General features: G+C 72.0%; 25 protein-coding genes. 21 read left to right on the top strand and 4 right to left on the bottom strand.

The window, feature by feature from the left end; all coding sequences use genetic code 11:
• Positions 1–130: 130 nt before the first annotated feature.
• Positions 131–1,654: a lipopolysaccharide biosynthesis protein gene (locus KZ813_RS11505; protein WP_219755108.1), complete on the top strand. Its 1,524-nt coding sequence runs from the start codon at positions 131–133 to the stop codon at positions 1,652–1,654.
• Positions 1,655–1,672: 18 nt separating this feature from the next.
• On the opposite strand, the gene KZ813_RS11500 is transcribed toward KZ813_RS11505, so the two are convergent.
• Positions 1,673–2,056, bottom strand: coding sequence for a winged helix-turn-helix transcriptional regulator (locus KZ813_RS11500; RefSeq protein WP_219755160.1), 384 nt, complete (start codon positions 2,054–2,056; stop codon positions 1,673–1,675).
• A 197-nt stretch (positions 2,057–2,253) separates the two neighbouring features.
• On the opposite strand from KZ813_RS11500, the gene KZ813_RS11495 reads away from it, so the two are divergent.
• The 19 genes from KZ813_RS11495 (at position 2,254) to KZ813_RS11405 (ending at position 21,046) form a co-directional block, all read left to right on the top strand.
• Positions 2,254–4,374 carry a RelA/SpoT family protein gene (locus KZ813_RS11495; RefSeq protein WP_219755107.1) on the top strand — a complete coding sequence of 707 codons (2,121 nt, stop codon included), beginning with the start codon at positions 2,254–2,256 and terminating at the stop codon, positions 4,372–4,374.
• A 172-nt stretch (positions 4,375–4,546) separates the two neighbouring features.
• Positions 4,547–5,536 (top strand): M48 family metalloprotease, encoded by a 990-nt coding sequence (locus tag KZ813_RS11490; protein ID WP_219755106.1) that lies wholly within the window; start codon positions 4,547–4,549, stop codon positions 5,534–5,536.
• A gap of 22 nt (positions 5,537–5,558) precedes the next feature.
• Positions 5,559–6,635: a glycosyltransferase family 2 protein gene (locus KZ813_RS11485; RefSeq protein ID WP_219755105.1), complete on the top strand. Its 1,077-nt coding sequence runs from the start codon at positions 5,559–5,561 to the stop codon at positions 6,633–6,635.
• A 115-nt stretch (positions 6,636–6,750) separates the two neighbouring features.
• Positions 6,751–7,647 (top strand): tetratricopeptide repeat protein, encoded by an 897-nt coding sequence (locus tag KZ813_RS11480; protein WP_219755159.1) that lies wholly within the window; start codon positions 6,751–6,753, stop codon positions 7,645–7,647.
• The gene (locus KZ813_RS11475; RefSeq protein WP_219755104.1) at positions 7,644–8,267 is read left to right on the top strand and encodes an LON peptidase substrate-binding domain-containing protein; all 624 of its coding nucleotides are present in this window, start codon (positions 7,644–7,646) and stop codon (positions 8,265–8,267) included. Before KZ813_RS11480 ends, KZ813_RS11475 begins: the two co-directional genes overlap by 4 nt.
• Positions 8,264–8,479 carry a Trm112 family protein gene (locus KZ813_RS11470; RefSeq protein ID WP_219755103.1) on the top strand — a complete coding sequence of 72 codons (216 nt, stop codon included), beginning with the start codon at positions 8,264–8,266 and terminating at the stop codon, positions 8,477–8,479. Before KZ813_RS11475 ends, KZ813_RS11470 begins: the two co-directional genes overlap by 4 nt.
• Before the next feature lie 394 nt (positions 8,480–8,873).
• The gene (locus KZ813_RS11465) at positions 8,874–9,185 is read left to right on the top strand and encodes an STAS domain-containing protein (protein ID WP_219755102.1); all 312 of its coding nucleotides are present in this window, start codon (positions 8,874–8,876) and stop codon (positions 9,183–9,185) included.
• Positions 9,182–9,550 (top strand): response regulator, encoded by a 369-nt coding sequence (locus tag KZ813_RS11460; protein WP_219755101.1) that lies wholly within the window; start codon positions 9,182–9,184, stop codon positions 9,548–9,550. The genes KZ813_RS11465 and KZ813_RS11460 overlap by 4 nt, the downstream gene beginning before the upstream one ends.
• Positions 9,547–11,508, top strand: a complete 1,962-nt coding sequence (locus tag KZ813_RS11455; RefSeq protein WP_219755100.1) for a chemotaxis protein CheA — start codon at positions 9,547–9,549, stop codon at positions 11,506–11,508. The genes KZ813_RS11460 and KZ813_RS11455 overlap by 4 nt, the downstream gene beginning before the upstream one ends.
• A complete protein-coding gene (locus tag KZ813_RS11450) occupies positions 11,505–12,029 on the top strand; it encodes a chemotaxis protein CheW (protein ID WP_219755099.1) in 525 nt (174 codons plus the stop codon). Before KZ813_RS11455 ends, KZ813_RS11450 begins: the two co-directional genes overlap by 4 nt.
• A 177-nt stretch (positions 12,030–12,206) precedes the next feature.
• On the top strand, positions 12,207–13,793 hold the full coding sequence (locus KZ813_RS11445; RefSeq protein WP_373369274.1) for a methyl-accepting chemotaxis protein: 1,587 nt from the start codon (positions 12,207–12,209) through the stop codon (positions 13,791–13,793).
• Between the two features lie 47 nt (positions 13,794–13,840).
• Positions 13,841–15,631, top strand: a complete 1,791-nt coding sequence (locus KZ813_RS11440; protein ID WP_219755097.1) for a methyl-accepting chemotaxis protein — start codon at positions 13,841–13,843, stop codon at positions 15,629–15,631.
• Positions 15,628–16,122, top strand: a complete 495-nt coding sequence (locus KZ813_RS11435) for a chemotaxis protein CheW (RefSeq protein ID WP_219755096.1) — start codon at positions 15,628–15,630, stop codon at positions 16,120–16,122. Before KZ813_RS11440 ends, KZ813_RS11435 begins: the two co-directional genes overlap by 4 nt.
• 127 nt (positions 16,123–16,249) lie before the next feature.
• Complete coding sequence (locus tag KZ813_RS11430) at positions 16,250–16,480, top strand: hypothetical protein (protein WP_219755095.1); 231 nt, start codon at positions 16,250–16,252, stop codon at positions 16,478–16,480.
• 122 nt (positions 16,481–16,602) lie between these two features.
• Positions 16,603–17,025, top strand: a complete 423-nt coding sequence (locus KZ813_RS11425; protein WP_219755094.1) for a hypothetical protein — start codon at positions 16,603–16,605, stop codon at positions 17,023–17,025.
• A 29-nt stretch (positions 17,026–17,054) separates the two neighbouring features.
• Complete coding sequence (locus KZ813_RS11420) at positions 17,055–17,921, top strand: CheR family methyltransferase (RefSeq protein ID WP_219755093.1); 867 nt, start codon at positions 17,055–17,057, stop codon at positions 17,919–17,921.
• The gene (locus KZ813_RS11415) at positions 17,918–18,991 is read left to right on the top strand and encodes a protein-glutamate methylesterase/protein-glutamine glutaminase (RefSeq protein ID WP_258046664.1); all 1,074 of its coding nucleotides are present in this window, start codon (positions 17,918–17,920) and stop codon (positions 18,989–18,991) included. The genes KZ813_RS11420 and KZ813_RS11415 overlap by 4 nt, the downstream gene beginning before the upstream one ends.
• Positions 18,992–19,006: 15 nt before the next feature.
• Positions 19,007–20,734, top strand: a complete 1,728-nt coding sequence (locus KZ813_RS11410; RefSeq protein ID WP_219755092.1) for a hypothetical protein — start codon at positions 19,007–19,009, stop codon at positions 20,732–20,734.
• Between the two features lie 69 nt (positions 20,735–20,803).
• Positions 20,804–21,046: a glutaredoxin domain-containing protein gene (locus KZ813_RS11405; RefSeq protein ID WP_258046663.1), complete on the top strand. Its 243-nt coding sequence runs from the start codon at positions 20,804–20,806 to the stop codon at positions 21,044–21,046.
• A 42-nt stretch (positions 21,047–21,088) separates the two neighbouring features.
• On the opposite strand, the gene KZ813_RS11400 is transcribed toward KZ813_RS11405, so the two are convergent.
• The 3 genes from KZ813_RS11400 to KZ813_RS11390 form a co-directional block, all read right to left on the bottom strand.
• Complete coding sequence (locus KZ813_RS11400) at positions 21,089–21,505, bottom strand: cupin domain-containing protein (RefSeq protein WP_219755091.1); 417 nt, start codon at positions 21,503–21,505, stop codon at positions 21,089–21,091.
• Positions 21,506–21,571: 66 nt separating this feature from the next.
• A complete protein-coding gene (locus KZ813_RS11395) occupies positions 21,572–22,450 on the bottom strand; it encodes a type 1 glutamine amidotransferase (protein WP_308461867.1) in 879 nt (292 codons plus the stop codon).
• 48 nt (positions 22,451–22,498) lie between these two features.
• On the bottom strand, positions 22,499–23,518 hold the full coding sequence (locus KZ813_RS11390; RefSeq protein ID WP_308461866.1) for a cache domain-containing protein: 1,020 nt from the start codon (positions 23,516–23,518) through the stop codon (positions 22,499–22,501).
• Between the two features lie 327 nt (positions 23,519–23,845).
• Between KZ813_RS11390 and KZ813_RS11385 the strand changes: the two genes are divergently transcribed.
• Entirely contained in the window at positions 23,846–26,974 is a 3,129-nt protein-coding gene (locus KZ813_RS11385) for a TonB-dependent receptor (RefSeq protein WP_219755089.1), read from the top strand.
• The last annotated feature ends 17 nt before the right edge of the window (positions 26,975–26,991 follow it).

The following is a 26,991-nucleotide window of genomic DNA, read 5'->3' as shown; positions in this document are numbered from 1 at the left end:
GCACGCAGGAACCCAGAGCCGTTGACGCCGACGCTCGTGGCCCGGGGGTCCTGCGTTGTCAGGTGCAGGCCGCCGCCGGAACATATGACGCCGCCTCTCCCGCGCACCTTGGCGCGCGGCACTGCGCCGCATGACCGCGACCGACCAGCCCGATGACATCGCCGCGCTCGCCAAGGGCGGGCGCACCAATGTCGCGGGCTTCATCCTCAAGCTGGGCGCGCGCATCCCCTTCCTGTTCATCGCGGGTCACCTCTACGGTGCCGCGCTGGTCGGGCGGTTCGCCATCGCGGTCGTGGTGGTCGAGCTCGCTGCGCTGGTCGCGACGCTCGGCCTCAAGCGCGGGCTGGCGCAGGCGCTCTCCTCGGCCGAGCGGCCGCACAACCATGTCGTGTTCGACGCGCTCGCACTCGCGCTCGTCGCCAGCCTGATCGCCAGCGCGGTCCTGTGTGCCTTCCCCCAGGCGATGTACCCGAACTCGGCGATCGGCGGGCTCGACCGCTTCTTCCCGCTGATCATCCTCGCGCCCGCGCTCAGCGACGTCAGCCTCGCCGCGCTCGCCTATCGCCACGACGTCAAGGCCAGCGTCACCGCGCGCGCGATCGTCGAGCCCTGGACACTGTCGATCTTCGCCTTCCTGTTCTCCTTCTTCACGCTCAAGGACGGGCTGGTGCTCGCCTATGTCGCGTCGATGGTGGCGGCGCTCACCGCGAGCGTCGTGCCGCTGCTGCGCAGCTACGGCGTGCCGAGCGGCTGGTCGCCGCACCTCAGCGTGCTGTGGCAGATGGCGCGCGCCAACACCCCGCTGGCGGGCGCCGACGCGCTCGAATGGGGCAGCCGCAACGTCGACCGGCTGATCCTGGGCACGCTCTTCGCGCCCAACGTGGTGGGCATCTATTACATGGCGCAGCAGGTCGCCTCGCTGCCGCAGCGGCTGAAGACCAGCTTCGACCCGATCCTCGGCCCCGTGGTGACGCGGAGCATCGCGCGCGGCGATCTCGGCGCGATCGCGCGCCAGGTCCGCCAGGTGGCGTTCTGGATCATCGCCGCGCAGCTCGCGCTGGCGCTCACCGCCTCGATCCCGCGCAAGGCGGTGATGGCGACGATCGGCCCGCAGTTCACCAGCGGCGCGGCGGCGATGGTGTTCCTGCTGTTCGCCGAGGTGGCGGCCTCCACCGGGGCGGTCGCGGAATCGGCGCTGGTCTACCTGGCGCGGCACCGCAACCTGCTCATCTCGGCGACGATGCTCGTGATCCAGATCGCGCTCTCCTTCGCCTTCATCCTGGTGATCCGCGACGCCGGCTACGGCATCACCGAGCAGGCGGCGGGCGCGCCGGTGGCGCTGCTGCTGGTGCTGCTGCTCACCTCCTTCGTGAAGGCGCGCGTGCTCGGCCGGCTGCTCGGTACGCCGGTGTCGCCGATGCGCTGGCCGCTGCTGTGGGCGGCGCTGGCGGGGGGCGCGGTGGGCGGCGCGTTCACGCTGCTGCCGCCGGGCTGGCGCTGGATGCAGGTGTCGGTCGGCGTGGTGGCGACGATGGCGGCCTATCTGTTCGTGATCTGGCGCTACGCCTTCGGCCCGGAGGACCGCGCGCTGTTCAGCAAGATGCCGACCGCCGAGGAGGCTACCCTGCCCAACGAGGGCAGCTTCATCCGCTAGCCGCGCGACGCCGCCGCGCTATTCCACCAGCGCCCAGTGCAGCTCGCCCTGGCCGAGCGCGCGGCCGTCGTGGCTCAGCACCGCGACCGGGCGGATCGGGCGGCCGTCGCGCACGTCGACCAGCACCGGCGCGGCGGGGCAGCCGGTCTCCCAGCGCTCGCCCCATTGCCGCAGCGCCACCATCGTCGGCAGCAGCGCCCAGCCCTTGTCGGTGAGGCGATAGGCCACCTTGCGCCGGTCCTCGGGCACCGCGCCGCGCTCCATGATGCCGTGCGCGACGAAGCGCGCCAGCCGGTTGGCGAGGATGTTGCGCGCGATCCCCAGCTCCTGCTGGAATTCCTCGAAATGGTGCAGGCCGTTGAAGGCGGCGCGCAGGATCAGGAAGGCCCAGCGCTCGCCCATCGCCTCCAGCGCGGCGGGCAGGCTGCATTCGGTCAGGTTCTCGCGCAAACGCCGCTGTTCCACACGCCACTCCGTCGCGCGACGCTACCGCGATGGCGCCGCCGGCGATAGCCGCGCCGCCCACCGGGCAACACGCCGACACGTTTTTTTCGGCATCGTTGTTGCATTGTCACCGTGGATGTAAGCACATTGGATAGGTGCTGAGGCAATATGAACTGATCGATCGCGTGCTCGCCTATGATCCCGAGGCGGACGAGGCGATGTTGAACCGTGCCTATGTCTTCTCGGTCAACGCGCACGGCACGCAGAAGCGCGCGAGCGGCGACCCGTATTTCAGCCATCCGATCGAGGTCGCCGGCATCCTCACCGAGCTCCGGCTCGACGACGAGACGATCGCCACCGCGATCCTCCACGACACGGTCGAGGACACGGTCGCCACCCCCGAGGAGATCGCGCGGATCTTCGGCGGCAACGTCGCGCGGCTGGTCGACGGCGTCACCAAGCTCAGCAAGATCGAGGCGCAGACCGAGAACGAGCGCGCCGCGGAGAACCTGCGCAAGTTCCTGATGGCGATGTCGGGCGACATCCGCGTGCTGCTGGTGAAGCTGGCCGACCGGCTGCACAACATGCGCACGCTCCACTTCATCCCCAAGCCGGAGAAGCGCCGCCGCATCGCCAAGGAGACGATGGACATCTACGCCCCGCTCGCGGAGCGGATCGGCATGTACGAGTTCATGAAGGAGATGCAGACGCTCGCCTTCGAGCAGCTCGAGCCCGAGGCCTATCAGTCGATCACCAAGCGGCTCGAGCAGCTGAAGGAAGGGTCGGGCGGCGACCGCATCGCCAAGATCGGCTCGGGGCTGAAGCTGCTGCTCGGTCGCGCCGGGGTGGAGGCGCAGGTGTCGGGGCGCGAGAAGCATCCCTACTCGATCTGGCGCAAGATGCAGGAGCGCCACATCAGTTTCGAGCAGCTCTCCGACATCATGGCGTTCCGCGCGATCGTGCCGACCGAGGAGGATTGCTACCGCGCGCTCGGCATCATCCATCGCCGCTGGCCGATGGTGCCGGGGCGATTCAAGGATTATATCTCGACGCCGAAGCGCAACGGCTATCGCTCGCTCCACACCAGCGTGATCCACGCCGAGAACCGCCGCATCGAGATCCAGCTGCGCACCCCCGGGATGCACGCCGAGGCCGAGTTCGGGCTGGCGGCGCACTGGGCGTACAAACAGTCGCCCGGCGCCGCCGCGCCGGTGCGCCCCGACTCGCAGCAGGACTGGATCCGCGACCTGGTCGAGATCCTCGACACCGCGGCGACGCCCGAGGAGCTGCTCGAACATACCCGCATCGCGATGTACCAGGATCGCATCTTCGCCTTCACCCCCAAGGGCGAGCTGATCCAATTGCCCAAGGGCGCCACCCCGATCGACTTCGCCTACGCCGTCCACACCGATCTCGGCGACCAGGCGGTGGGCGCCAAGATCAACGGCCGCGTCGTGCCGCTGTCGACCGTGATCGAGAACGGCGACCAGGTGCAGGTGCTGCGCTCCAAGGCGCAGACGCCGCAGCCCGCCTGGCTCAAGGTGGCGATCACCGCCAAGGCGCTCGCCGCGATCCGCCGCCACCTGCGCAACACCGAGCGCGAGCAGACCATCGCGCTGGGCCGCAAGCTGTACGACGATATCGTCCAGCGCCTCCCCGCGGCGCTGGCCGACAGCGCGCGCGACGAGGCGCTCAAGCGGCTCAAGCTGCCCGACGAGGCCGCGCTGCTCCAGCAGATCGCGCGCCGCCACCTGTCGGACGCGCAGGTGATGGAGGCGCTGATGCCCGGCTCGGCCGGCGCCGACGTGGCGCAGGCGCCGCCGCAGTCGAGCGCGATCTCGATCGAGGGACTCGCGCCGGGCGTCGCCTATGAGCTGGCGGAATGCTGCCACCCGGTGCCGGGCGACCGCATCATCGGGCTGCGCCGGCCCGACGCCTCGATCGAGGTGCACGCGATCGACTGCGGCGTGCTCGCCGACCTGGCCGAGCGCTCCGAGGACGAGACCGACTGGATCGACGTGCAATGGGGCGACGCCACCGAGGGCGCGACCGCGCGCATCTCGGTCGAGGTGCGCAACGAGCCCGGCGCGCTCGGCATGCTCGCGACGATCATCGGCCAGCACAAGGCGAACATCATCAACCTGCGGCTCGACAACCGCGACATGCGCTTCCACACCAACACGATCGACGTCGAGGTGCACGACGCGCACCAGCTGATGCGCCTGCTCGCCGCGCTGCGCGCCGCCGAGGCGGTGAACGCGGCGGAGCGGGTGTGAGCTGAGCCGGGGCTCTCACCCGTCGGTCACCGCGACGTGACGGTCGGGCTCGATAATCGGTGCATGGTCGCCGAACAGGTCGCTCACTCTCCAAGTCGGTTCACCCGCCGCGCTCGTCCCGCTGCAACCGCGCGCCGGCTGTGGCATTGATGCCGCGACGGGAGGACCAGCCATGTACCGACAGCTCATGCTCGCCGCCGCGCTGGTGGCCGCGGCGCCGGCGACCGCGCAGTCGATCTCGCAGCAGGACCGCGCCACCGGCGCGCAGGCCGACCCGCAGCTCGTCAAGGAGTTCGGCGGGCGGTACAGCGGCCCGCAGGTGGCGCTGGTCGAGCGCGTCGGCCGCCGCGTCGCGGTGCAGTCGGGCCTGTCCAACGCGCAGAGCGACTTCACCATCACGCTGCTCGACTCCCCGGTCGAGAACGCCTTCGCCATCCCGGGCGGCTATGTCTATGTGACGCGCCAGCTGCTCGCGCTGATGAACTCGGAGGCCGAGCTCGCCTCGGTGCTGGGGCATGAGGTCGGCCATGTCGCGGCGCGGCACAGCGCGTCGCGCAACCGCACCGCGACGATCGGCAGCGTGCTCGCGGGCGTGGTCGGCGCGGTCGCGGGCAGTGGCACGGCGGGGCAGCTCGCCGGCACGGTCGCGCGCGGCGGGGCGCAGCTCTACACGCTGCGCTACGGCCGCGAGCAGGAATATGCCGCGGACGCGCTTGGCGTGCGCTACATCACCGCGGCGGGCTACGACCCCTACGCCGCGGCGGACATGCTGGCGTCGCTCGACGCCGAGACCGGGCTGCAGTCGGCGGTGGCGGGGCGCAGCGGGCAGCAGCTGCCGAGCTGGGCCTCGACCCACCCCAACGGCGCCGACCGTGTGCGCCGCGCCGCGCAGCTCGCGCAGCAGACCGGCAAGCCGATGCTCGACCCGCCGCCCGAGGACACCGGCTTCCTGCGCGCGCTCGACGGGCTGGCCTATGACGCCAAGGGATCGGGGAAGCGTATCCGCGTCCGCACGGTGAAGACGGGCGACACGGTCGACACGTTCGCGCGTCAGATGGCCTATGACACGCTCCAGCGCGAGCGCTTCCTCACGCTCAACGCGCTCGACGACGACGCCCGACTCACGCCGGGCCGGTTGGTAAAGGTCGTGACGAAGGAGTGACGGTAAGCTATGGCGGGGACCCATGTTCCCGCCCGCGCCCCCGCCCGCGATCACGCCGCCGGCCGCCGCTTCCTCCGCCCTCCCGCCGTCGCTCGCGGCACCGCGCCCCCGCCCCGCTCTGTCGGTGGTGGTGCCCTGCTACAACGAGGAAGCGACGCTGCCGCTGCTCCACGCGCGGGTCAGCGCCGCGGCGCGCGCGGCGGTCGGGGAGGACCATGAGATCGTGCTGGTCAACGACGGCTCGCGCGACAACAGCTGGGCGGCGATGCAGCGGCTCGCCGCGGTCGACGCGCGCGTGGTGGCGATCAACCTGTCGCGCAACCACGGCCACCAGCTGGCGCTGACCGCCGGGCTGGACCTGTGCGCGGGCGAGCAGATCCTGATCATCGACGCGGACCTGCAGGATCCGCCCGAGCTGCTCGCCGACATGCGCGGCGTCATGGCGCGCGACGCCGCCGACGTGGTCTATGCGGTGCGGCGCAGGCGCGAGGGCGAGACCTTGTTCAAGAAGGCCACCGCGGCGGCCTTCTACCGCGTGCTCGACCGGGTCACCGACACGCCGATCCCGCTCGACACCGGCGACTTCCGGCTGATGAGCCGGCGCGCGCTGGACGCGCTGCTGTCGCTGCCCGAGCAGGCGCGCTTCATCCGCGGCATGGTCGCCTGGGTCGGCTTCCGCCAGGTGCCATTCCCCTATGATCGCGCCGAGCGCCACGCCGGCGAGACCAATTATCCCTTCGCCAAGATGATGCGGCTGGCACTCGACGCGGTGACCGGCTTCTCCACCGCGCCGCTGCGCTGGGCGAGCCACCTGTCGGTGATGCTGGCGGGCTGCTCGCTGCTGCTGCTGTTCTACATCGCCTTCGGCTATTTCAGCGGCGAGCGCGTGCAGGGCTGGACATCGACCATGCTGGTGGTGGTGGTGCTCTCGGCGATCCAGATGTTCGTGCTGGGGATGATCGGCGAGTATCTCGGCCGGCTCTACATCGAGGCGAAGCGCCGCCCCTTGTACCTGATCGCCGACGTGGCGGGCACGCCGGGCAGCCGCGCCACGCTCGGCTTCCAGGCGGCGGTGCCCGGGGAGCGCGTGCAGGGATAAGGGCGCCGACGAGGCGGGCGTCGTCTCGGCCGCGTCCCCGGGGGGTTTGTATCCCCCCGCGCCTTCCCACATAAGGGCCCAGCAATCGCAGGAGCGCCCCTTGGCCACGCTAGGAATGTCACCGGCAGAGAAGGAAGCCGTCCAGCGCTTCCGATCCGAGGTCGTCGAACCGTCGATGACCCACCTCGTCATCGTCGACTTCTGGGCCGAGTGGTGCGGGCCGTGCAAGGCGCTGAGCCCGGTGCTGGAGAAGGTCGCGGCCGATTACGCGGACAAGGGCGTCGTGCTGGTCAAGGTCGACACGGACAAGGACCAGTTCATCGCCGCGCAGTTCCAGATCCGCTCCATCCCGACCGTCTACGCGATGTTCCAGGGCCAGCTGGTCGCCGACCTGACCAGCGCGCGCACCGAGTCGCAGCTGCGCACGATCCTCGACCAGCTGCTGCGCCAGCTGCCCGTCGCGGGCGAGGCGCAGGCGCAGGAGGCCGAGCTCGAGCCGCTGATCGCGATGGGGGAGCAGGTGCTCGCCGAGGGTGACGCGACGCGCGCGCTGTCGATCTTCGACCAGCTCGCCGACATGGCGCCCGATCATCCCGCGGTGCTGTCGGGCCGCATCCGCGCGCTGGTCGCGGCGGGCGAGTCGGACGAGGCCGAGGCCGCGATCGCCGCGCTGCCCGAGGCGGTCGCGGCGCTGCCCGACGTCGCGCGCGCGCGCGCGGCGCTGGCGCTGGCGCGGTCCGCCCCGGCGGTGGACGATCTCGCGCCGCTGGAGGCGGCGGTCGCGGCGGATCCGGACGATTTGCAGGCGCGCTACGATCTCGCCAACGCGCGCATGGCGGCGGGCGACCGCGACGCCGCGGCGGACGGTTTCCTGTCGATCGTCGCGCGCGAGCGCGACTGGAACGAGGGCGCCGCGCGGCAGCAGCTGCTCAAGCTGTTCGAGGTGGTCGGGCTCGAGGACCCCTGGGTGTCGGCGCAGCGGCGCAAGCTGTCGGCGACGCTGTTCGGATGAGCGAGACGACGCGGCTCTCGATCTTCCCGCTGCCGGGTGCCCTGCTGTTCCCGCAGCTGCACCTGCCGCTGCACATCTTCGAGCCGCGCTATCGCGCGATGGTGTCGGACGCGATGGCGCGTGACCGCCGCATCGCGATGATCCAGCCGCGCCCGGACAGCGAGGACCGCGGCCGGCCCGGGCTGTTCGACGTCGGCTGCGTCGGTCGCATCGCCGAGGTGGAGGCGCTCGACGACGGGCGCTACAACCTGGTCCTGCAGGGACTCGCGCTGTTCCGCGTCGTGCGCGAGATCGAGGTGACGACGCCCTTCCGCCAGGTCGAGGCGATGCTGCTGCCGTCGCCGCCGGACGCGACCCTGTCGCTCGGGGCGCGCTCGTCGCTCGAGCTGGAGGCGCGGCGCTTCGCCGAGGCGCAGGGCTATGCGGTCGACTGGAAGGCGGTCGGCCGGCTCGACGACACCAGCCTGGTCAACGGCATCGCGCAGATCGCGCCGTTCGACGTGGCGGCCAAACAGGCGTTGCTTGAGGCCGACGGCATCGCCGACCGCGCCGAGCTGCTGGTCCAGCTGATGCAGTTCTTCGGCCGCCACGACGGCGAGGACCGGGTGACGCTGCAGTGAGCGACGCGCCACCGACGCTCCTCGACGACTGGCTGCTGGCGCGGCTGGTCTGTCCCGCCACGCGTACCCCGCTGCGCTACGACGCCGCGCGCGCGCTGCTCGTCTCGGACGCGGCGCGGCGCGGCTATCCGGTGCGCGACGGCGTCCCCGTGCTGCTGGTCGAGGCGGCGGTGCCGCTCGACGACGCGGGTGAGATCACCACAATGGGTTGACCCGCTTCGGCGAGTTGATATGGAGCCGCTCGACCCGATCGCATGATCTCGGCGCCTGTCGCCATGAGTTGGCCGCTGACCCGGATCGGTGAACAAGTATAGGCCAGCTCCCGTATCGCTAGCTAATATGCCGTAAACGGCATGTGCTCAGCACGTTCGTCAGTCTCTGCTTCATCGATGCCGCCGGATAGCGGCGTTGATCGCTGGAGCAGGGGAGAAGGACGAACGTGATCACGACTCGCAGCGAGGCGCCCATGACAGGTCGCACGCCAGGCCATCGCGCGGGGTGCCGGCGCGCTTCTCCTCTCGCGGGGAGCGGCGTGGGGACACATGCGTCGCGTCCGGCCCCCCGCGGGTCGCGGCGGGACCACGCCTGGACGAGGATCTGATCGGCATGACCACCGCGATCGTGGCGGAGAGCGACCTGTCGCTGGCGAGCCTCGACCGGCTCGCCGCCGCGCTGCGCGACGCGCTCGCGCGCGGCGGCGCGGTGCGGCTCGATCTCGCCGCGGTCGCGGTGCCCGACCTCGCCCTGCTCCAGCTCGTCGAGGCGGCGCGGCGCCAGGCGGCGCGCGACGGCAACGATCTCGCGCTGGCCGCACCCGCCGACGGACCGCTCGCGCGCGCGCTGGAGCGGTCCGGCTTCACCGCCGGCTTCGACGCCGCCGATCACGACTTCTGGTTCCACGGAGACCCGCCGCGATGAGTGCCTCGATCCTGACCGTCGATGACAGCGCCAGCCTGCGGATGGCGATCCGCATCGCGCTGACCGGGGCGGGCTATGCCGTGACGGAGGCGTGCGACGGCGCCGACGGGCTGGCCAAGGCGGCGGCGGTTCGCTTCGACCTGATCGTCACCGATCTCAACATGCCCAACATGGACGGGTTGGCGATGATCCGCGCGCTGCGCGAACATCCCGCGCAGGCGGGGGTGCCGATCATCTTCCTCAGCACCGAGTCGGACGCCGAGGTGAAGGCGCAGGCCAAGGCGGCGGGCGCGACCGGCTGGCTGGTCAAGCCGTTCCAGCCCGAGCAGCTGATCCGCGTCGTGCAGAAGGTGCTGGGCCGGTGAACGCGGAGGACCCCACCGCGGCCTTCCGTGTCGAGGCGCGCGAGCTGCTCGACCAGGTCGAGCAGGCGCTGCTGGATCTCTCCTACCGGCTCGACGACGCCGCGCTGATCGACTCGGTGTTCCGCGGGCTGCACACGCTCAAGGGTTCAGGGGCGATGTTCGGCTTCGACTCGCTCGCCGCCTTCACCCATCATATCGAGGGCGCGTTCGACCGCGTGCGCAAGGGCCGCGCCCGCGCCACCGCCGAGCTGGTCGCGACCGTGCTCGCCGCGCGCGACCATATGCGCGCCTTGGTCGAGGGAGACGCGATCTCCGCCGACGGCGAGGCGATCCTGGCGCGGCTCGCCGCGGCGGTCGACGCGCCCGCGGTCGAGCCCGCCGCGCCGGTGCGCCCTGTCGCGCCGGATACCGCGGCGACGGGGGGCTGGCAGCTGTCGTTCCGGCTGCCGCGCCAGGCGCTGGCGCACGGCACCAACGCGCTCGCGCTGCTCGACGAGCTGCGCGCGCTCGGCGACTGCACGCTGGTGGCGCACCGCGGCGCGATCCCGCCGCTCGACCAGCTCGCCGAGCGCGACTGCCACGTCGGCTGGGCGGCGACGCTGCGCGGCGACGTGCCGCGCGCCGCGATCGACGACGTCTTCCTCTTCGTGCTCGACGACATGGAGCTGAGCGTCACCCCGCTCCCGCCCGTCGGCACGGCGGCGGGCGCGCGCGGCGCGGCGGCCGCGCCCGACCGCGCCGCGCCCGAGACGCGCGCGCCGCGCCGCGTCGCGCGGGCGGTGCAGGGCGAGCTGGTCCGCGTTCCCGCGGCGCGGCTGGACACGCTGATGGACCGCGTCGGCGAGCTGGTGATCGCGCAGAGCCGGCTCAGCCAGCTCGCCGGCGACCGCCACGACCTGGTGCTGCGATCGGTGGCGGAGGAGATCGAGCGGCTCGCCGCCGAGCTGCGCGACACGATGATGGTGCTGCGGATGGTGCCGGTGGCGAGCCTGTTCGGGCGCTTCCGCCGCCTGGTCCACGACCTCGCGCGCGAGACCGGCAAGGCGATCGCGCTCGAGACCGCGGGCGAGTCGACCGAGATCGACAAGACCGTGAGCGAGCGCCTGTTCGACCCGCTCGTCCACATCCTGCGCAATGCCTGCGACCACGGGCTGGAGGAAGCGGGCGAGCGGATCGCGGTCGGCAAGCCGGCGACGGGCATCGTCCGGCTCGCCGCCTATCAGGCGGGTGGCGCGGCGGTGATCACGGTCAGCGACGATGGCCGCGGCATCGTCCGCGAGCGGGTGCGCGCCAAGGCCGAGGCGAGCGGGCTGGTCGCGCCGGGACAGGCGCTCGCCGACGCCGAGCTGCTCGCGCTGATCTTCCACCCCGGCTTCTCCACCGCCGCGGCGGTGACGAATCTCTCCGGCCGCGGCGTCGGCATGGACGTGGTCAAGCGCGAGATCGAGCGGCTGCGCGGCACGATCGAGCTGGTGAGCACCGAGGGCGCGGGCACTACCATCACGCTGCGGATCCCGCTGACGCTCGCCATCATCGATGGGCTGCTCGTCCGGGTCGGCACCGGCCGCTACGTGATCCCGCTCGCGGCGGTGGAGGAATGCCTGGAGCTGACCGCGGAGGAGGACCGTCGCTCGCTCGGGCGCAGCCTGATCACGCTGCGCGACCGGCTGGTCCCGTTCCTGCGCCTGCGCGAGCTGTTCGCCACCGCCGCGCCGCCCGACCCGCACCAGAAGATCGTGGTGGTCGCGACCGGGCGCGAGCGCGTCGGGCTGGTGGTCGATCAGATCATCGGCAGCCACCAGACGGTGGTGAAGGCGCTCTCGCCCTTCCACCAGGGGATCGGCACCTTCTCGGGGGCGACGATCCTCGGCGACGGCGGCGTCGCGCTGATCCTCGACGTCGCGCAGCTGGTGGCGCGCGGTCAGCAGGCCGAGTCGGCGCTGGGGCAGGCGGCATGAGCGACCGTCCCCCGAGCCTGACCGTGCCCGACGCGGCGGCGGTGATCGCCTGGGACTCGCACGGCGAGCTCGAGGTGCTCACCTTCGACGTCGGCGGCGAGAGCTTCGCGGTCGAGGCCGTGCTGGTGCGCGAGCTCGTCGAGCTGCTGCCCGAGACCGCGGTCCCCGGCGCGCCCGCGCTGGTCGACGCGATGGTCAACTTCCGCGGGCGGATCGTCCCGGTGGCCGATCTGCGCGCCGCCTTCGCGATGCCCGCCGCGGGCGCGACCGCGGACAGCCGCATCATCGTGGTGGAGCTGACGGTCGCGGACGAGACGCTGCTGCTCGGGCTGCGCGCCGACCGCGTCCACGAGGTGGCGACGCTCACCGAGGCGAGCAGCGAGGATGCGCCCAGCGTCGGCGTGCGCTGGCCGCGGGCCTATGTGCGGCGGTTGGTGCGCTGGCGCGACGACGTGATCGTCCTGCCCGATCTGGTCGCGATCCTCACGCCGGCGCTCGGCGGCGCCGCGCTGACCTGCTGAGCGGGAGACAATCCGATGCGCGTGACCATCAAACTCAAACTCGTGATCTGCTTCGCGCTCCTGATGGCGATGCTGCTCGGCTGCGTCGCGGCGGGTCTGTCCCGCGTCGCCGTGCTGGACGGGTCGCTCAACCAGACGATCGACGGCCCGGTGCGGCGCGGCCTGCTCGCGGAATCGATGCGGACGCTGCGGAGCGAGCTCGTCGCCAATCAGCAGGCGCTGGCGCTCAACACCGATGTCACCATCATGGACGGTTACGACCGCTCCGTCACGGCCGAGCTGACCGAGCTGGAGCACAAGCTCGCGGACGGCGAGTCGACGTCGACCGAGCGCTATCGCGCGCTGTGGACGCGGGCGCGGCTCGACTTCGCGCGCTGGCGCCCCGTCTTCCAGCATATCCGCCAGCTCGGCTACACGAACCACAACGACGAGGCCGCGCGGCTGACCGAGAGCGAGCAGAAGCCGCTGCTCGACGCCTTCACCGCCTCGCTCGACCGCATCGCGGCGCAGCAGCGCACCGAGCTGGGTTCGGCCCGACGCGACGCCGACGACCTGTACGCGCAGTCGCGCTGGGTGCTGCTGGTGACGGCGGCGGTGGCGGTGGTGATGGCGGTGGGCGGCGCGCTGTGGATCGCGCTGCTGGTGTCGCGCGGGCTGCGCGCGGCCTCGACCGCGATCGAGGCGGTGGCGCTGGGCGACCTGGACCGGGAGGTGCGGGTCAGCGGCGACGACGAGATCCGCGACCTGGTCGAGGCGGTGAACCGCATGACCGCGAACCTGCGCGGCACCGCGGCGCTGGCGGACGCGATCGCGCGCGGTGACCTGACGGTGGAGCACGTGCCGCTGTCCGAGCGCGACCGGCTCGGCCACGCGATGGTGGCGATGGTGACCAGGCTGCGCGGCGTGGTCGGCGACGTGAGCGGTGCGGCGGCGCAGGTGGCCAGCGGCAGCCAGGAGCTGTCGTCGGCATCGGAGCAGGTGTCGCAGGGTGCCACCGAGCAGGCCGCGGCGGCGGAGGAGGCGTCCGCGTCGATGGAGCAGATGGCGGCCAACATCAAACAGAACGCCGACAACGCGACGCAGACCGAGAAGATCGCGCGCCAGTCGTCGCAGGACGCCGAGCGCAGCGGCGCGGCGGTGCAGCGGGCGGTGGGGGCGATGCGGACGATCGCGGAGAAGATCGGCATCGTCCAGGAGATCGCGCGACAGACCGACCTGCTGGCGCTCAACGCCGCGGTGGAGGCGGCGCGCGCGGGCGAGCACGGGCGCGGCTTCGCGGTGGTGGCGGCCGAGGTGCGCAAGCTGGCCGAGCGCAGCCAGGCCGCGGCGGCGGAGATCGGCGCGATGTCGGGCGACACGGTGGCCGCGGCGGGCGAGGCGGGCGAGATGCTGACCAAGCTGGTGCCCGACATCCGCCGCACCGCCGAGCTGGTGGCGGAGATCAGCGCGGCGTGCCGCGAGCAGGACCTCGGCGCCGGGCAGATCAACCTGGCGATCCAGCAGCTCGACCAGGTGACCCAGCAGAACGCCGGCGCCGCCGAGCAGATCTCGACGACCTCCGACGAGCTCGCCGGCCAGGCCGAGGAGCTGCAGCAGAGCATCGGCTTCTTCCGCGTCGACGCCGCCCCCGCGGCCATCACCGGTCCTCCGCCCGCGCGGGGCGCGGCCGGGGTGCGGCAGGCGCCGCGGTCGCGCAGCGCCGGGCTGGCGCTCGACGGGATACGATCCGCGCCCCCGCGGCGCCCGCCGGGGCGCTCGATATGATGTCCCCCTCCCCCACCGTAACGCCCCCTCCATCGAGGACCCCAGTGATGCGTGCCACGATCAAGCTGAAACTCGTCGCCACCTTCGCCGCGCTGACCGTGCTGCTGCTCGCCGTCGTCGCCGTCGCGATCACGCGGATGGCGACGCTCGACACCGCCATGTCCGAGGTCATCGCCGGGCCGACCGAGCGCGCGCTGCGCTCGCTCGCGCTCAACGACGCGCTCGGCGACGTCATGCGCATGGAGAAGAACATGTCGCTGACGTCCGACGACGCGCTGACGCGCTCGTTCGACGAGCGGCTCGGCGGCGATCGCGCCCGCGTCGAGCGGCTGATGGCGGAGGGGCTCGCCAACGCCTCGGAGGAGAACAAGGCGCGCTGGAGCCAGCTGCAGGACGGCTGGTCCGCCTACAAGGTGGTCAACGACCGCATCCGCGCGCTCGCGTTGACCAATAAGAACGAGGAGGCGGCGCGGCTGTCGCTCGGGCCGGCGCTGAAGCTGGCGGACCAGATCAGCGAGACGGTCGAGCAGATGGTCGTCGCCAACCGCGCGTCGATGCGGCGCACCGACGAGGATACCAAGGACCTGTACGCGCAGTCGCGCTGGGTGCTGCTGGTGACGGCGGCGGTGGCGGTGGTGGTGGCGGTGGGCGGCGCGCTGTGGATCGCGCTGCTGGTGTCGCGCGGGCTGCGCGCGGCCTCGACCGCGATCGAGGCGGTGGCGCTGGGCGACCTGGACCGGGAGGTGCGGGTCAGCGGCGACGACGAGATCCGCGACCTGGTCGAGGCGGTGAACCGCATGACCGCGAACCTGCGCGGCACCGCGGCGCTGGCGGACGCGATCGCGCGCGGCGACCTGACGGTGGAGCACGTGCCGCTGTCCGAGCGCGACCGGCTCGGCCACGCGATGGTGGCGATGGTGACCAGGCTGCGCGGCGTGGTCGGCGACGTGAGCGGTGCGGCGGCGCAGGTGGCGAGCGGCAGCCAGGAGCTGTCGTCGGCGTCGGAGCAGGTGTCGCAGGGTGCCACCGAGCAGGCCGCGGCGGCGGAGGAGGCGTCCGCGTCGATGGAGCAGATGGCGGCCAACATCAAACAGAACGCCGACAACGCGACGCAGACCGAGAAGATCGCGCGCCAGTCGTCGCAGGACGCCGAGCGCAGCGGCGCGGCGGTGCAGCGGGCGGTGGGGGCGATGCGGACGATCGCGGAGAAGATCGGCATCGTCCAGGAGATCGCGCGCCAGACCGACCTGCTGGCGCTCAACGCCGCGGTGGAGGCGGCGCGCGCGGGCGAGCACGGGCGCGGCTTCGCGGTGGTGGCGGCCGAGGTGCGCAAGCTGGCCGAGCGCAGTCAGGCCGCGGCGGCGGAGATCGGCGCGATGTCGGGCGACACGGTGGCCGCGGCGGGCGAGGCGGGCGAGATGCTGACCAAGCTGGTGCCCGACATCCGCCGCACCGCCGAGCTGGTGGCGGAGATCAGCGCGGCGTGCCGCGAGCAGGACCTCGGCGCCGGGCAGATCAACCTGGCGATCCAGCAGCTCGACCAGGTGACCCAGCAGAACGCCGGCGCCGCCGAGCAGATCTCGACGACCTCCGACGAGCTCGCCGGCCAGGCCGAGGAGCTGCAGCAGAGCATCGGCTTCTTCCGCGTCGACGCCGCCCCCGCGGCACCCGCCGCACCGCCGCGCCGCGCCGCGCGCGCGGGCGTACCCGCCGCGGCGACGCGCGCGTCCAAGCCGGCGCGGCGCTCCCCCGAGCCGTCGCGTGCGCGCGGCTTCGCGCTCGACCTCAGCAGCGGTGGCCCCGATCGCGAGGACGCCGACTTCGGGCGCGCGGCATGACCGCGGCCGGCGAGTTCCAGGTCGTCGTCTTCGCGCTCGGCGACGAGCAGTTCGCGCTCTCCGTCGACGAGGTGCGCGAGATCCTCGACCGTCGCGACCCCTATCGCGTGCCCAACGCGCCGGTGTGGCTGCTCGGCCTGTGCGATGTCCGCGGCGCCTCGGTGCCGATCATCGACCTGCGCCTGCGCCTGGGCCTGACCCCCGTCGCCGTCACCCCGATGACGCGGATCCTGGTCGTCGAGGTGGCGCTGGTCGGGCGTGCCGCGGCGGTCACGCTGGGCCTGATGGTCGATCGCGTGCTCGACGTGCGCGCCTATGCCGCCGCGACGCTCGAGCCCCCGCCCGAGCTGGGGGTGCGATGGCATGCCGAGCATATCCACGGCGTGCTGCGGCGCGACGGCGGTTTCGCCATCCTGCTCGACCTCGCCAGTATCTTCTCGGGCGACGCCGAGACGGCGCTGCTGGTCGGGTCGGCCGAGGAGGACGGCTGACCCCGCGCCTCGGCGCGGCGACGTCGCGCGTGCGGCCAGGGGCGCGGCGGGGGCGCGGCGGGGCGCCGCTCTATCATGGAAGGGGGCGGCGGCTCGAGGCCCGTCCTCCCCGCGGAGACTATCGACGATGCGACCGACCGACGATCTTCCTATCGCGCGCGGACTGCCGGCGGGCGAGGCGACGACCCTGCTGCCGACACCCGTCGACGGCGGGCGGGCGGGCAGCGCCCCCGCGCTGATCGCGCGTCCGGCCGCGGCGCGCGCGAAGCGCTCGCTCCGCGCGGGCGCGTCGGTGGAGCAGCTGCGCGACCGGCACGGCCCGGCCAGCGGCTCGAAGATCGGCGCGGAACCCGGATGAATCGGGAGCCTCCTCTTAGAATGAGGCGTGGGAGCGGTCCCGACGCTCGACCCGCACCGCGACGTGCGGGGGCGACGCAGGCACGCCCGGCACACTCGGTATCTCTGCCCGTGAGGATCGGCATGCGCGCCACGATCGAGATGAAGCTGGCCCTTACCGTCGCGCTGCCGGCGCGGGTGCTGGCGCTCGGCCGCCTGGTGGATCACGCGAGGGACATCGCGCCGACCGACGAGCTGAACACCGACCGGCGCGGGAACCAGGAGGCGTCGGCACCGGCGAGCAGGATCGACCTGCCGCGCGACGGGACCTTGGCGCGGGGACGGCCGTTCCGGCGCGACGCGACGGCGCCGGGGGAGCGGTCCAGGCCCCATGACGAGCGGGTTCGCGAGATCGGCCCGGTGGATCGCGACGGCGAGGCGGCGCGTCGCGCGCTCGGCGAGAGGGTTCGGGTGGCGCGGCAGTTCACCGCAACGCTGGCCCCACGCGGCGTCGGTATCACGCTGGGGTCCAGCGACGACGTGCTCGCCCTCGTGCCGCGGCCATGATCCGGTCGGCGACGCGTCCGGTGCCCCGCATGGACCCTGACCCCGCGGCGACCTGGCCGCTCGCCGGCGCGCCCGACGATCGGCTCACGGCGCGCGACTTCGCCCGTCTGTCCGACTTCATCCGCGCCGAATCGGGCATCCGCCTGCCCGACGCCAAGACGACGATGCTCGAGGGCCGGCTGCGTCGCCGCGTCCGCGTCACCGGCCATACCACGCTGGCGGACTATTGCGCCACGCTGTTCGAGCGCGGCGGGCTCGCCGCCGAGCGCGAGCATCTGCTCAACGCGGTGACCACCAACAAGATCGACTTCTTCCGCGAGCCGCGCCACTTCGACTATCTCCAGGCGGAGGTGCTGCCGCGGCTGCGCGACTCCGGCGTGGGGCGCATCCGCGCCTGGAGCGCCGGCTGCTCCACCGGGGCGGAGCCCTATACGCTGGCGATGCTGCTCGATTCCTTCGCGCTCGATCACGGCGGCCCCGATTACGGCATCCTCGCGACCGACCTCGACACCGAGGTGCTGGCGGTGGCGCGCCGCGGCGTCTTCCCCAGCGCGCAGCTCGATCCCGTGCCGCCGCTGCTGCGCCAGCGCTACCTGCGCCGCGCGGTCGACGGGGCGCGCGACGAGCTGCGTATCGCACCCGAGCTGCGCGCCGCGATCGGCTTCGCGCCGCTCAACCTGATCGACGATCATTATCCCGTGGGCGCGCCGATGCACCTGATCTTCTGCCGCAACGTGCTGATCTACTTCGAGCGCGACACGCAGTGCGCGGTGGTGCGGCGGCTCGCCGGCTGTCTCGCGCCCGGCGGGCTGCTGTTCCTGGGCCACAGCGAGTCGATCGCCGGGCTCGACCTTCCCCTGGTGTCGGTCTCCGGCACCGTGTTCGCGCGGGCATGAGCGCGGTGCGCAGGACCCGCGTCCTGGTGATCGACGACAGCGCCAGCGTGCGCCAGGCGATGACCGCGATCCTCTCCGCCGACGCCGAGCTGGAGGTGATCACCGCGAGCGACCCCTTCGTCGCGGCGCGGCATATCCAGCAGGCGGTGCCCGACGTGATCACGCTCGACGTCGAGATGCCGCGGATGGACGGGCTGACCTTCCTGCGCAAGTTGATGGCGCAGCGGCCGATCCCGGTGGTGATGTGCTCCTCGCTGGTGGAGGAGGGATCGGAGACGCTGCTCCAGGCGCTGGAGGCGGGCGCGGTCGACGTGATCCTCAAGCCGCGCATGGGCGTCGTCGAGCATCTCGCCGACGCGCACGTGCAGATCCGTGAGACCGTCAAGGGCGCGGCGCGCGCGCGGCTGGGCGCTCGGCCGCCGCGCGAGGCGCCGCCGCGCAGGCTCTCCGCCGACGCGGTGCTGCCGCCGCCGAGCGGCCACGCGATGAGCCGCACCACCGAGATGGTGGTCTGCGTCGGCGCCTCCACCGGCGGCACCGAGGCGCTGCGCGAGGTGCTGGAGGCGCTGCCCGCCAACGCGCCGGGGATCGTGGTGGTGCAGCACATGCCCGAGCGGTTCACGCGCGCCTTCGCGCAGCGGCTCGACTCGCTCTGCGCGGTGGACGTGCGCGAGGCCGTCGATGGGGACACGGTGATGCGGGGCCGCGTGCTGATCGCGCCGGGCGGGCTGAGCCACACCCTGCTCGAGCGGCACGGCGCGCGCTACGTCGTCGCGGTGCGCGAGGGTCCGCTGGTGGCGCGTCACCGCCCCTCGGTCGACGTGCTGTTCCGCTCGGCCGCGCGCAGCGCCGGCGCCAATGCGGTGGGCGTGATCATGACCGGCATGGGCGACGACGGCGCGCGCGGGCTGCTCGAGATGAAGCAGGCCGGCGCGCGCACGATCGCGCAGGACGAGGCGACCTCGGTGGTGTTCGGCATGCCCAAGGAAGCGATCGCGCGCGGCGCGGCGGAGCGGGTGGTGCCGCTGGGGCGGATCGCGCGCGAGCTGCTCCAGGCCGCGGCGCGCTGAGCGAGGAGAGGAAGCATGCTGGTGGCACCGATCACACCCGACCGCGATCTCACCCCGATCGAGCAGCTGGTCGAGGGGCTCAACGCCCTCGCCGGGGGGCTGGAGGAGCGGTTCCGCGGGGTGGGCGAGACGCTCGCCGCGGCGATCGACACGATCGACCGCATGGCGGGCGCGCTCGACGAGGTGCAGCGCGCGCTCGCGCCCGAGCGCGCCGGCGCCGCGGTGGCCGAGCTGCGCGCCGCGGCGGCGCGGCTCACCGAGCTGCCCGAGACGCAGCGACGCCGCGCCGACGACGTCGCGCAGCTGACCCAGCGGACCCGCACGCTGCGCGCGCTGCTCGCGGAGATGGGCGAGGTGATGCGGCTGCTCGGCTGCTACGGCATGAGCATCAAGATCGCCTCGGCGGGCGAGCCGGCCTTCTTCCAGTTCGTCGCGGTGATGCAGGCCAAGCTGGACGGCAGCGAGCAGCAGCTGCGGTGCTTCGCGCAGGAGCTCGAGCGTTTCGGGCGGATCGTCGCGGACGTGCGGGCGACCGACGCGCGGCTGGCGAGCGAGTGCGCCAAAGTGGGTGAGCAGGCGCCCGCCGAACTCGCCGCCAGCGCCGACGCGCTCGAGGTGCAGCTCGCCGCGGTCGCGCGGATGGCGCAGGAGGTGGGCGCGATCACGCGCACGGTCCAGGGCGAGGTGGCACGCGTGCTCGGCGCGATCCAGATCGGCGACAGCGTGCGCCAGCGCGTCGAGCATTGCGTCGCGGTACTGCGCGTGATCGATCCCTCGGCGGGGGCCGGCGGCGAGCGCCCGGCGAAGCCGCCGCGCGGCGCGGTGGCGCATGTCGCGCGGCTGATCGCGGCGCAGATGCGCGCGATCGCCGACGACTTTCGCCACGCGAGCGTCGCGCTGCTCGACTCGCTCGCGCAGCTCGGTCCGCTCGCCGCCGAGCTGCTCGCGCTGGTCGAGGCGCAGGCGGCGCATGTCGCGGAGAGCGCGGGCGAGGGGGCCGGCGACGGCGGCGCGCTGCTGCGGCTGGAGCAGGGCATCGCCGCGCTGGGCGACGTCACCGCGCACCTGTTCGACACCGACGAGCAGCTCGCGATGCTGGCCGCCTTCGTCGAGGAGACGGTGGTGGATCTCGGCCGCGGGCTGCAGGCGATCCGCGCGGTGACGCTCGACGTGCAGGACATCGCCACCAACACGCGGCTGCTCTGCCGCCGCCACGGCGACACCGGGCGCGCGGTGGCGGTGATCGCCACCGAGGTCGACCCGTGCGCGCGCAAGCTCGAGCGGCTGCGCGGCGCGGTGGTCGAGCAGATCGCGGCGCTCGGCGCGGTCGCGCTGGGCGGCGTGGCCGCGGGTGTCGGCGGCGACGCGCGCGCGATGCTGCGCGACGCGCTGGCGGTGGTGCGCACCGCGTGCGAGCGCTCCGACTCGGCCGTGGCGGGCAGCGGCGACGAGGCGCGCCGCATCGCCGCCGCGCTGGCGCACAGCGTCGAGGAGCTGCACGAGCAGCAGATGTTCATCAGCGCGCTCGAGGCGGCGTCGGGCTCGCTCCACGACTGCACCGAGGGACATGAGGCGCTGAGTGACGCCGACGTGGCGAGCCTGCACGAGCTGCTGCCGTGGATCGCCGGCCTCTACACGATGGCGCGCGAGCGCGAGATCCACGCGCCGTTCCTGCTCCCCGGCATGGCGACCCGCACCGGCGACGCCGCGGCGCCCGCGGAGGACGACGACGGGCTGTTCTGAGCCGGGGACGGAACTCGCGGCGTCGGCGCGGCTTGGGTCGAACATCCACGTGACGAAGAGGATGACGCGATGACCCAGCAGGCCACTCTCTACCGCATGGTCCTGCCCGACCATGTCTGCCCGTTCGGCGTTCGCGCCAAGGCGATGCTGGAGCAGGCGGGCTATGACGTCGACGACCGGGTCCTCGCCACGCGCGAGGCGGTCGACACGTTCGAGCGCGAGCAGGGCGTGGAGACCACGCCGCAGGTGTTCGTCGACGGCGAGCGCATCGGCGGCAGCGACGAACTGGAGCGCTGGTTGCAGCGCGGCTGAGGCCAGGGGCGGGGCGGGGCGCGGACGCCCCCGCCCGCGCGCTCAGTGGCCGACCGCCTCGCGCACCTTGTCGGCGGCCTTGGCGAGCAGGCCCTTCTCGGCCTCCTCGGCCTCCTCCTTGGTGCGGAAGGCGGCGCCCTCCGGTTCGGCCGGCGGGGCGTAGACCGAGAAGAGCTTCAGCTCGCCCGTGCCCTTGTTGACGATATTGTGCTGCGCGCCCTTGGGCACGACGACGAGGTGGTTGGGACCGGCCTTGGTCGAGTGGCCGTCGATCACCACCTGCGCGTCGCCGGCGACGATGAACGTGGTCTGGTCGGCCGGATGGGTCTCCATCCCGATCTCCTCGCCCGCCGGGATGCTCATCAGCACGATCTGCACCTTGGCGTCGCGGTACACTTCCTTCTGCCAGAGCGCGTTCTTCGACGCGAGCTCGACCATGTCCTTGTTGAAGATCGTCATCGGACCGTCCTCCTTGATGTGTCGCAAGGCCCGACGATCGAGCCGCCCCGAGCGTTCCCGCGCGCCTCAGCCGCGCCGACGCGCGCGCGTCGGCAGCACCAGCTGCTCGATGAAGTTGCGGATCTCGGTCGAGCGGGTCGCCGGGTCGGTGACCTGCGCGTCGAGGCCGAGCCGCCAGGCGAGGTCGTGCCGGTCGGGGGCGTCGCCGAGCGCCTCCACCAGCGCGGCCTGCGCGACCACATCGGCGTCGTCGCGCGCCAGCCCGTGCTCGACCAGATCGTCGGCCTGGCGCCGCAGCGCGGCGGCGACCTCGCCCAGGTCGATCTCGGGATGATATTGCACGCCCCAGAAGACGCCGTCGCCGTGGCGGATCTCAGCCGCCTGTACCGCGGTCACCGCGTTGCTGGCGAGCAGGATCGCGCCCGCGGGCAGCTCGGCGACCTCGTCGGTGTGGATCGCGGGGGCGTCATAGGCGGGCGCGCGGCCGCGCAGCAGCGGGTGGTCGCGCCCCGCCGCGGTCGGCGTGATGCGGCGCGCGAAGCCCGCCTCGCGGCGCTCGCCCATCGCGCGCACGCGCCCGCCCGCGGCGGCGACGGCGACCTGCAGCCCGGCGCACGAGCCGAACGAGGGCACGCCCGAGCGGAAGACCTCGCGCATGAAAGCGGTGATGCGGCGGCACTCGGGTCTGTCGTCGTAGAGGTGCAGCGGCGATCCGGTGAGGAACACCGCGTCGTGCGCGGCGATGTCGCCGATGCCGAGCGGGTCGGCGCCCTCGTCGGCGGGGGTGACGCGGGTGATCCGCGCGCCCGGCGCGAGCGTCGCGAGCAGTGAGGCATAGGTCTCGCCCGAGCTACGTCCGACGCTGTCGCGCCGGCGCGCCCGCGCCTCGGGCGGCTCACTCTCGGCGACGAGGAAGGACAGGGCTGCGGTGGGTTGATCTGGCACGTCGCGCTGGAACGTGCCGGCGCGCGATCGGGTCCGGCCGCCAGTGGCTCAGCGCGGTCGCCCTGAGGATCGCTCGGCCAGGGCGGCGACGATCTCGCGCTCGGAAGCGACGTGATCCTCGATCACGCAGCGGAAGCCGAGCCCGGGCATGCCATGGTCGCTCGGCACTCTCGCTTGCGCGACGGTGAGCCCGTCGAGCGAGCGGGTGAGGCGCTCGGCGTCGGCGACCACGTGCGGGTGCTGCTCGAGGTGGCGATAGCCGCCGCTGGTGGCGACCACGCGCCCCGCGGGGTCGACGATCGAGATCGTCGCGCGGGAGGCGCGGTTCATGACGCCGATCAGCTCCGCCACCTGCCCCTCGAAGTCGAACTCGAGGTAGCAGATCCCGACGATCACCCCCTCGCAGATCACCGGCGCGACATAGATCAGCACCTTGCGGTCGTTCGACCAGGGATTGACCCAGACCTCGTCGGTGACCCAGCCCGCGGTCGCGCCGCCCGACAGCACGCGGCGGAACTGCGCGAAGTCGGCGAAATGGACGTCGCGCACCGCCATATTCTCATGCGCGCAGACCCGCACCTTGCCCTCGGCGTCGACCAGGAAGGCGTTGAGGAAATAGGGCGAGTAGCCGAGCAGCGCGCGCAGCCGGTCGTGCGCGCGCGCTTCGGCGCGGGGATCGGTGTCGAGCAGCAGGCTCTCGCGGATCGAATGGTCCGAGGCGAGGAAGCGGACGTCGACCGAGCGATCGTACAGCATCCGCGCGAGCGCGTCGGCGATCGACTGCGCCAGCTCGCCGAGTCGCCCGCCCTCGAGCTCGCTGACCAGCTCGGCGGCGATCTCGCTGCCCTGGCGCAGCCGGCCGAGCAGTTCCTCGCGGAAGGCGTGCGACGAGCTGCTCGCCTGCGCCGCGAGCGACTTCACCTCCTGCGCGACGATGCCGAAGCCACGCCCTGCCTCCCCCGCGCGCGCCGCCTCGATCGCGGCGTTGAGCGCGAGCAGCTTGGTCTGCGCCGCGATCGCCTCGGAACGGTCCGCGTGCGCGCGGACCTCGGTGCTGAGCGATCCCAACAGGGAGCGGATACGACGCGGCATGATGATCCCTGTGTCAGGTCGCCGGTTATGCGGCTGAACGGTGAATGCGGGGTAAACCCATCTGCATCAAGCTCGTCCGCCGCTCGCCCGCGCCAGGACGTGCGCGCCCGAAAGTCGTCCGTCGCGCGGCGCCACGGCGCTACTTGTCCATCATTGATCATACTTAATCGGTATAATGTGAGAGAACGTTCACATCATAGCGTCGTGGGCGCTGCTTTGACGCTTGACAGCGCGAGGTCTTGCACGGATTAAATCAATTTGATTGACGTATCGCCGAAGAGCGCGTCTGCCAGGAGGGGATTTATGAAGGGGATCAACGGGTTGAATGCGAGCCGCGCGAAGCTGCTCGCCGCCGTGTCGCTGGTCGGGCTGCTCGGCCTGCCGCTCGACGCGCTGGCGCAGACCGGCGCCGGCACCGCCACCGGGGACGCGGCGACGACCGATCCCGACCGCGTCGCCGCGCCCGATCAGGCGAGCGACGAGCCCGCCGACATCGTCGTCACCGGCATCCGCGCCTCGCAGGCGCGCGCGATCGAGGTGAAGCGCAACGCCGACAGCGTGGTCGAGGCGATCAGCGCGCAGGACATCGGCAAGCTGCCCGACGTCACCATCTCCGACTCGCTCCAGCGCATCCCCGGCGTGCAGATCCGCCGCGACGCGGGCGAGGGCGCCGCGGTCAACATCCGCGGCCTGCCGCAGGTGACCACGCTGCTCAACGGCGAGCAGTTCCTCGGCGCCAACTCGGTGACGACGGTGCAGCCCAATTTCACCGACATCCCGTCGCAGCTCTTCTCGGGCGCGACCGTCTTCAAGTCGCCGACCGCCTCGCTCCAGCAGGCCGGCCTTACCGGCACGATCGACCTGCTGACGCGGCGACCGTTCGACCTCAAGCAGGGCCTCACCTTCTCCGCCGCGGGCGAGGGCCAGTATGGCGACAAGACCGAGAAGTGGAACCCGTCGTTCAACGGCCTGATCGCGTTCCACGGCGACCGCGTCGGCCTGCTGGTGTCGGCCTCGTACAGCGACCTGACGCTGGCGAACAGCTTCCGCGGCGTGCAGGACTATGGCGTCGCGCTGCGCAACGAGTCGGGCAGCGCCACCAACCAGGGTGATTTCGCGGTCGGCAACAACGGCGTCAGCCGCGGCACGCCGGTGCGCGACGCCAGCGGCAACATCACCGGCTACGACGTCAACGGCGACGGCGACGCCAACGACGCGTTCATCACGCCGCAGTCGCACACCGCGTGGAACCGCATCACCGATCGGCAGCGCTTCGGCGCGAACGCGTCGTTCCAGTTCGAGATCAACGACGCGCTGCGGCTGACCGCGGACGGCTTCTACACGCGCCAGACGCAATATGACCGCACCGCCGGCTTCCAGTTCCAGAACATCGACTGGCTGTCGTCGCCCTTCTCGCCGACCAAGTCGCGCGACACCGGCGCCACCTCGGGCGGCTACAACGTCAACACCGTCCAGCAATATACCTACGCGCTGCCGAGCTTCGACAGCTACTCGGAGACCTTCCGCACCAAGAGCGAGTCGCAGAACTACAACGTCCAGCTGGACTGGAAGCCGACCGACACGTTCAAGGCGACCGTGCGCGGCATCTATGGCAAGGCCAACCGCGACCGCGACCAGTCGTACACCCAGTTCAGCCTAACCAACGGACGCCAGTGGGGCTATCAGGCCGACGGGACGCCGCGGAGCACCGGCGTCGCCAACGGCGGGCTCGGCAACTATCCCGCCTCGGTGGGCGGCGACCGGACGTTCAACCCGACCGGCTACCAGGTCTACAGCGACACCGCGACGGTGGACTATTCGAGCGGGACGCCCGTCTTCGGCTTCTCGCCGGGCTTCCTCGCGCAGGCGGGCGACGCCTCGCGCTACGGCCTGAAGACCGTCTCGTCCGAGGGCAACGTCTACCAGAAGGGCGATATCTGGGCGTTGCGCGCCGACGGCGAGTGGCAGCCCAACGACGAGCTCAAGATCGCTTTCGGCGCGCGCTACGGCGAGCGCAGCGTCAACCAGTACACGTTCGACCGCGCCTCGCCGGTCTATGCCGGCAACACCGACAACCCGGCGAACCCGGCGGCGGGCTGCCTGGTCAAGTGGAAGGCGTTCGACGTCAACCTCGACGACAAATACTGCCCGGTGCTCGACGCGCAGGGCCGCGGCTACACCGCCGGGCTGACGCGCCAAGCGACCGATCCGATCTTCGCCGGTCAGATCAAGCAATATCAGCTTCCCGCCGCCGGGGCGCCGACCTTGTGGGCGCTCGATCCGAAGGCGATGGACGACAGCGAGGCCTGGCAGAACAAGTTCTACCCGGGCAGCGTGAACGTCATCAACCCGGCGCTGTCGTTCGACGTCAACACGCGCCAGATCTCGGGCTACGCCCAGGTGTCCGGCGAGGGTGAGCTGCTCGGCATGCCGTTCCGCGCCAACGGCGGCCTGCAGGTCGTCAACACGCGGCTCAACGTGCGGCAGAACATCGTCGGTGTGCCGCAGCCCTACGGCGTCGCGGGTGTGGACGCGGGCGACGTGCGCACCCAGCGCGAGTTCACCGACTTCCTGCCGTCGATCAACATCGCCTTCGACGTGACGGACAAGCTGCGCGCCCGCGCCGCTTTCTCGAAGACGATGACGCTGCTCGACTTCCAGCAATGGGGCGGCGGTCTCAACATCAACTACGCGATCAACACGGCGACCAACCTGTTCGAGGCGCGCACCGCCGACTCGCTCGGCAATCCCAACCTCAACCCGTGGCGCGCCACCAACGTCGAGGGCAGCCTCGAATATTACACGGGTCGGTCGAGCCTGATCGCGGCGGGTGCCTTCTACATCGCGGTCGACAGCTTCATCGATCGCACCACCGAGCTGCGCAGCGACATCCCCGACAATGACGGCGTGATCCGCCGCCAGGTCGTGACCAACACCTTCCGCCAGGGCGAGGGCGGCACGCTCAAGGGCATCGAGCTCTCGGCGCGCCAGTCGCTGGCCGACTATGGCGTCAACGGGCTGTTCGGCGGCTTCGGTGTCGACGCCAACTACACGCTGTCGCTCGGCGACGCCGGGCTCGTCGACCTGGCCGGCAACAACCAGCCGTTCCAGGACAATTCGAAGCACCAGATCAACGCCGCGCTCTGGTTCGAGAAATATGGTCTGCAGGCGCGCGTCGCCTACAATTACCGCTCGAAGCGGCTGGTGTCGTCCAACTACGGCGGGATCGACGGTCTCGCCCAGTATCAGCAGCCGACCAACTATCTCGACGCCTCGATCTCGTATGACGTGACGCCGTTCCTCACCCTCTACGGCCAGGCCTCCAACCTGACCGCCGAGACCGAGCGTTACTATCTCACCTGGCCCGATCAGGTGCTGTACGAGAACATCTACGAGCGGCGCTTCATCGCCGGCGCGCGCGTCCGCTTCTGATCGCCCTGGTCACCGCT

This window comes from Sphingomonas folli, assembly GCF_019429525.1.
Taxonomy (GTDB): Bacteria; Pseudomonadota; Alphaproteobacteria; order Sphingomonadales; family Sphingomonadaceae; genus Sphingomonas; species Sphingomonas folii.
The sequence above is the reverse complement of the archived record's forward strand: the minus strand, read 5'-3'. Positions and strand labels throughout refer to the sequence as shown.

Coding starts and splice junctions, on each gene's coding strand:
- KZ813_RS11505 (WP_219755108.1), top strand. CDS start 131: ATGACCGCGACCGACCAGCCCGATGACATCGCCGCGCTCGCCAAGGGC.
- KZ813_RS11500 (WP_219755160.1), bottom strand. CDS start 2,056: ATGGGCGAGCGCTGGGCCTTCCTGATCCTGCGCGCCGCCTTCAACGGC.
- KZ813_RS11490 (WP_219755106.1), top strand. CDS start 4,547: ATGTACCGACAGCTCATGCTCGCCGCCGCGCTGGTGGCCGCGGCGCCG.
- KZ813_RS11485 (WP_219755105.1), top strand. CDS start 5,559: ATGTTCCCGCCCGCGCCCCCGCCCGCGATCACGCCGCCGGCCGCCGCT.
- KZ813_RS11480 (WP_219755159.1), top strand. CDS start 6,751: ATGTCACCGGCAGAGAAGGAAGCCGTCCAGCGCTTCCGATCCGAGGTC.
- KZ813_RS11475 (WP_219755104.1), top strand. CDS start 7,644: ATGAGCGAGACGACGCGGCTCTCGATCTTCCCGCTGCCGGGTGCCCTG.
- KZ813_RS11465 (WP_219755102.1), top strand. CDS start 8,874: ATGACCACCGCGATCGTGGCGGAGAGCGACCTGTCGCTGGCGAGCCTC.
- KZ813_RS11460 (WP_219755101.1), top strand. CDS start 9,182: ATGAGTGCCTCGATCCTGACCGTCGATGACAGCGCCAGCCTGCGGATG.
- KZ813_RS11450 (WP_219755099.1), top strand. CDS start 11,505: ATGAGCGACCGTCCCCCGAGCCTGACCGTGCCCGACGCGGCGGCGGTG.
- KZ813_RS11445 (WP_373369274.1), top strand. CDS start 12,207: ATGCGGACGCTGCGGAGCGAGCTCGTCGCCAATCAGCAGGCGCTGGCG.
- KZ813_RS11440 (WP_219755097.1), top strand. CDS start 13,841: ATGCGTGCCACGATCAAGCTGAAACTCGTCGCCACCTTCGCCGCGCTG.
- KZ813_RS11435 (WP_219755096.1), top strand. CDS start 15,628: ATGACCGCGGCCGGCGAGTTCCAGGTCGTCGTCTTCGCGCTCGGCGAC.
- KZ813_RS11430 (WP_219755095.1), top strand. CDS start 16,250: ATGCGACCGACCGACGATCTTCCTATCGCGCGCGGACTGCCGGCGGGC.
- KZ813_RS11425 (WP_219755094.1), top strand. CDS start 16,603: ATGCGCGCCACGATCGAGATGAAGCTGGCCCTTACCGTCGCGCTGCCG.
- KZ813_RS11420 (WP_219755093.1), top strand. CDS start 17,055: ATGGACCCTGACCCCGCGGCGACCTGGCCGCTCGCCGGCGCGCCCGAC.
- KZ813_RS11415 (WP_258046664.1), top strand. CDS start 17,918: ATGAGCGCGGTGCGCAGGACCCGCGTCCTGGTGATCGACGACAGCGCC.
- KZ813_RS11410 (WP_219755092.1), top strand. CDS start 19,007: ATGCTGGTGGCACCGATCACACCCGACCGCGATCTCACCCCGATCGAG.
- KZ813_RS11405 (WP_258046663.1), top strand. CDS start 20,804: ATGACCCAGCAGGCCACTCTCTACCGCATGGTCCTGCCCGACCATGTC.
- KZ813_RS11400 (WP_219755091.1), bottom strand. CDS start 21,505: ATGACGATCTTCAACAAGGACATGGTCGAGCTCGCGTCGAAGAACGCG.
- KZ813_RS11385 (WP_219755089.1), top strand. CDS start 23,846: ATGAAGGGGATCAACGGGTTGAATGCGAGCCGCGCGAAGCTGCTCGCC.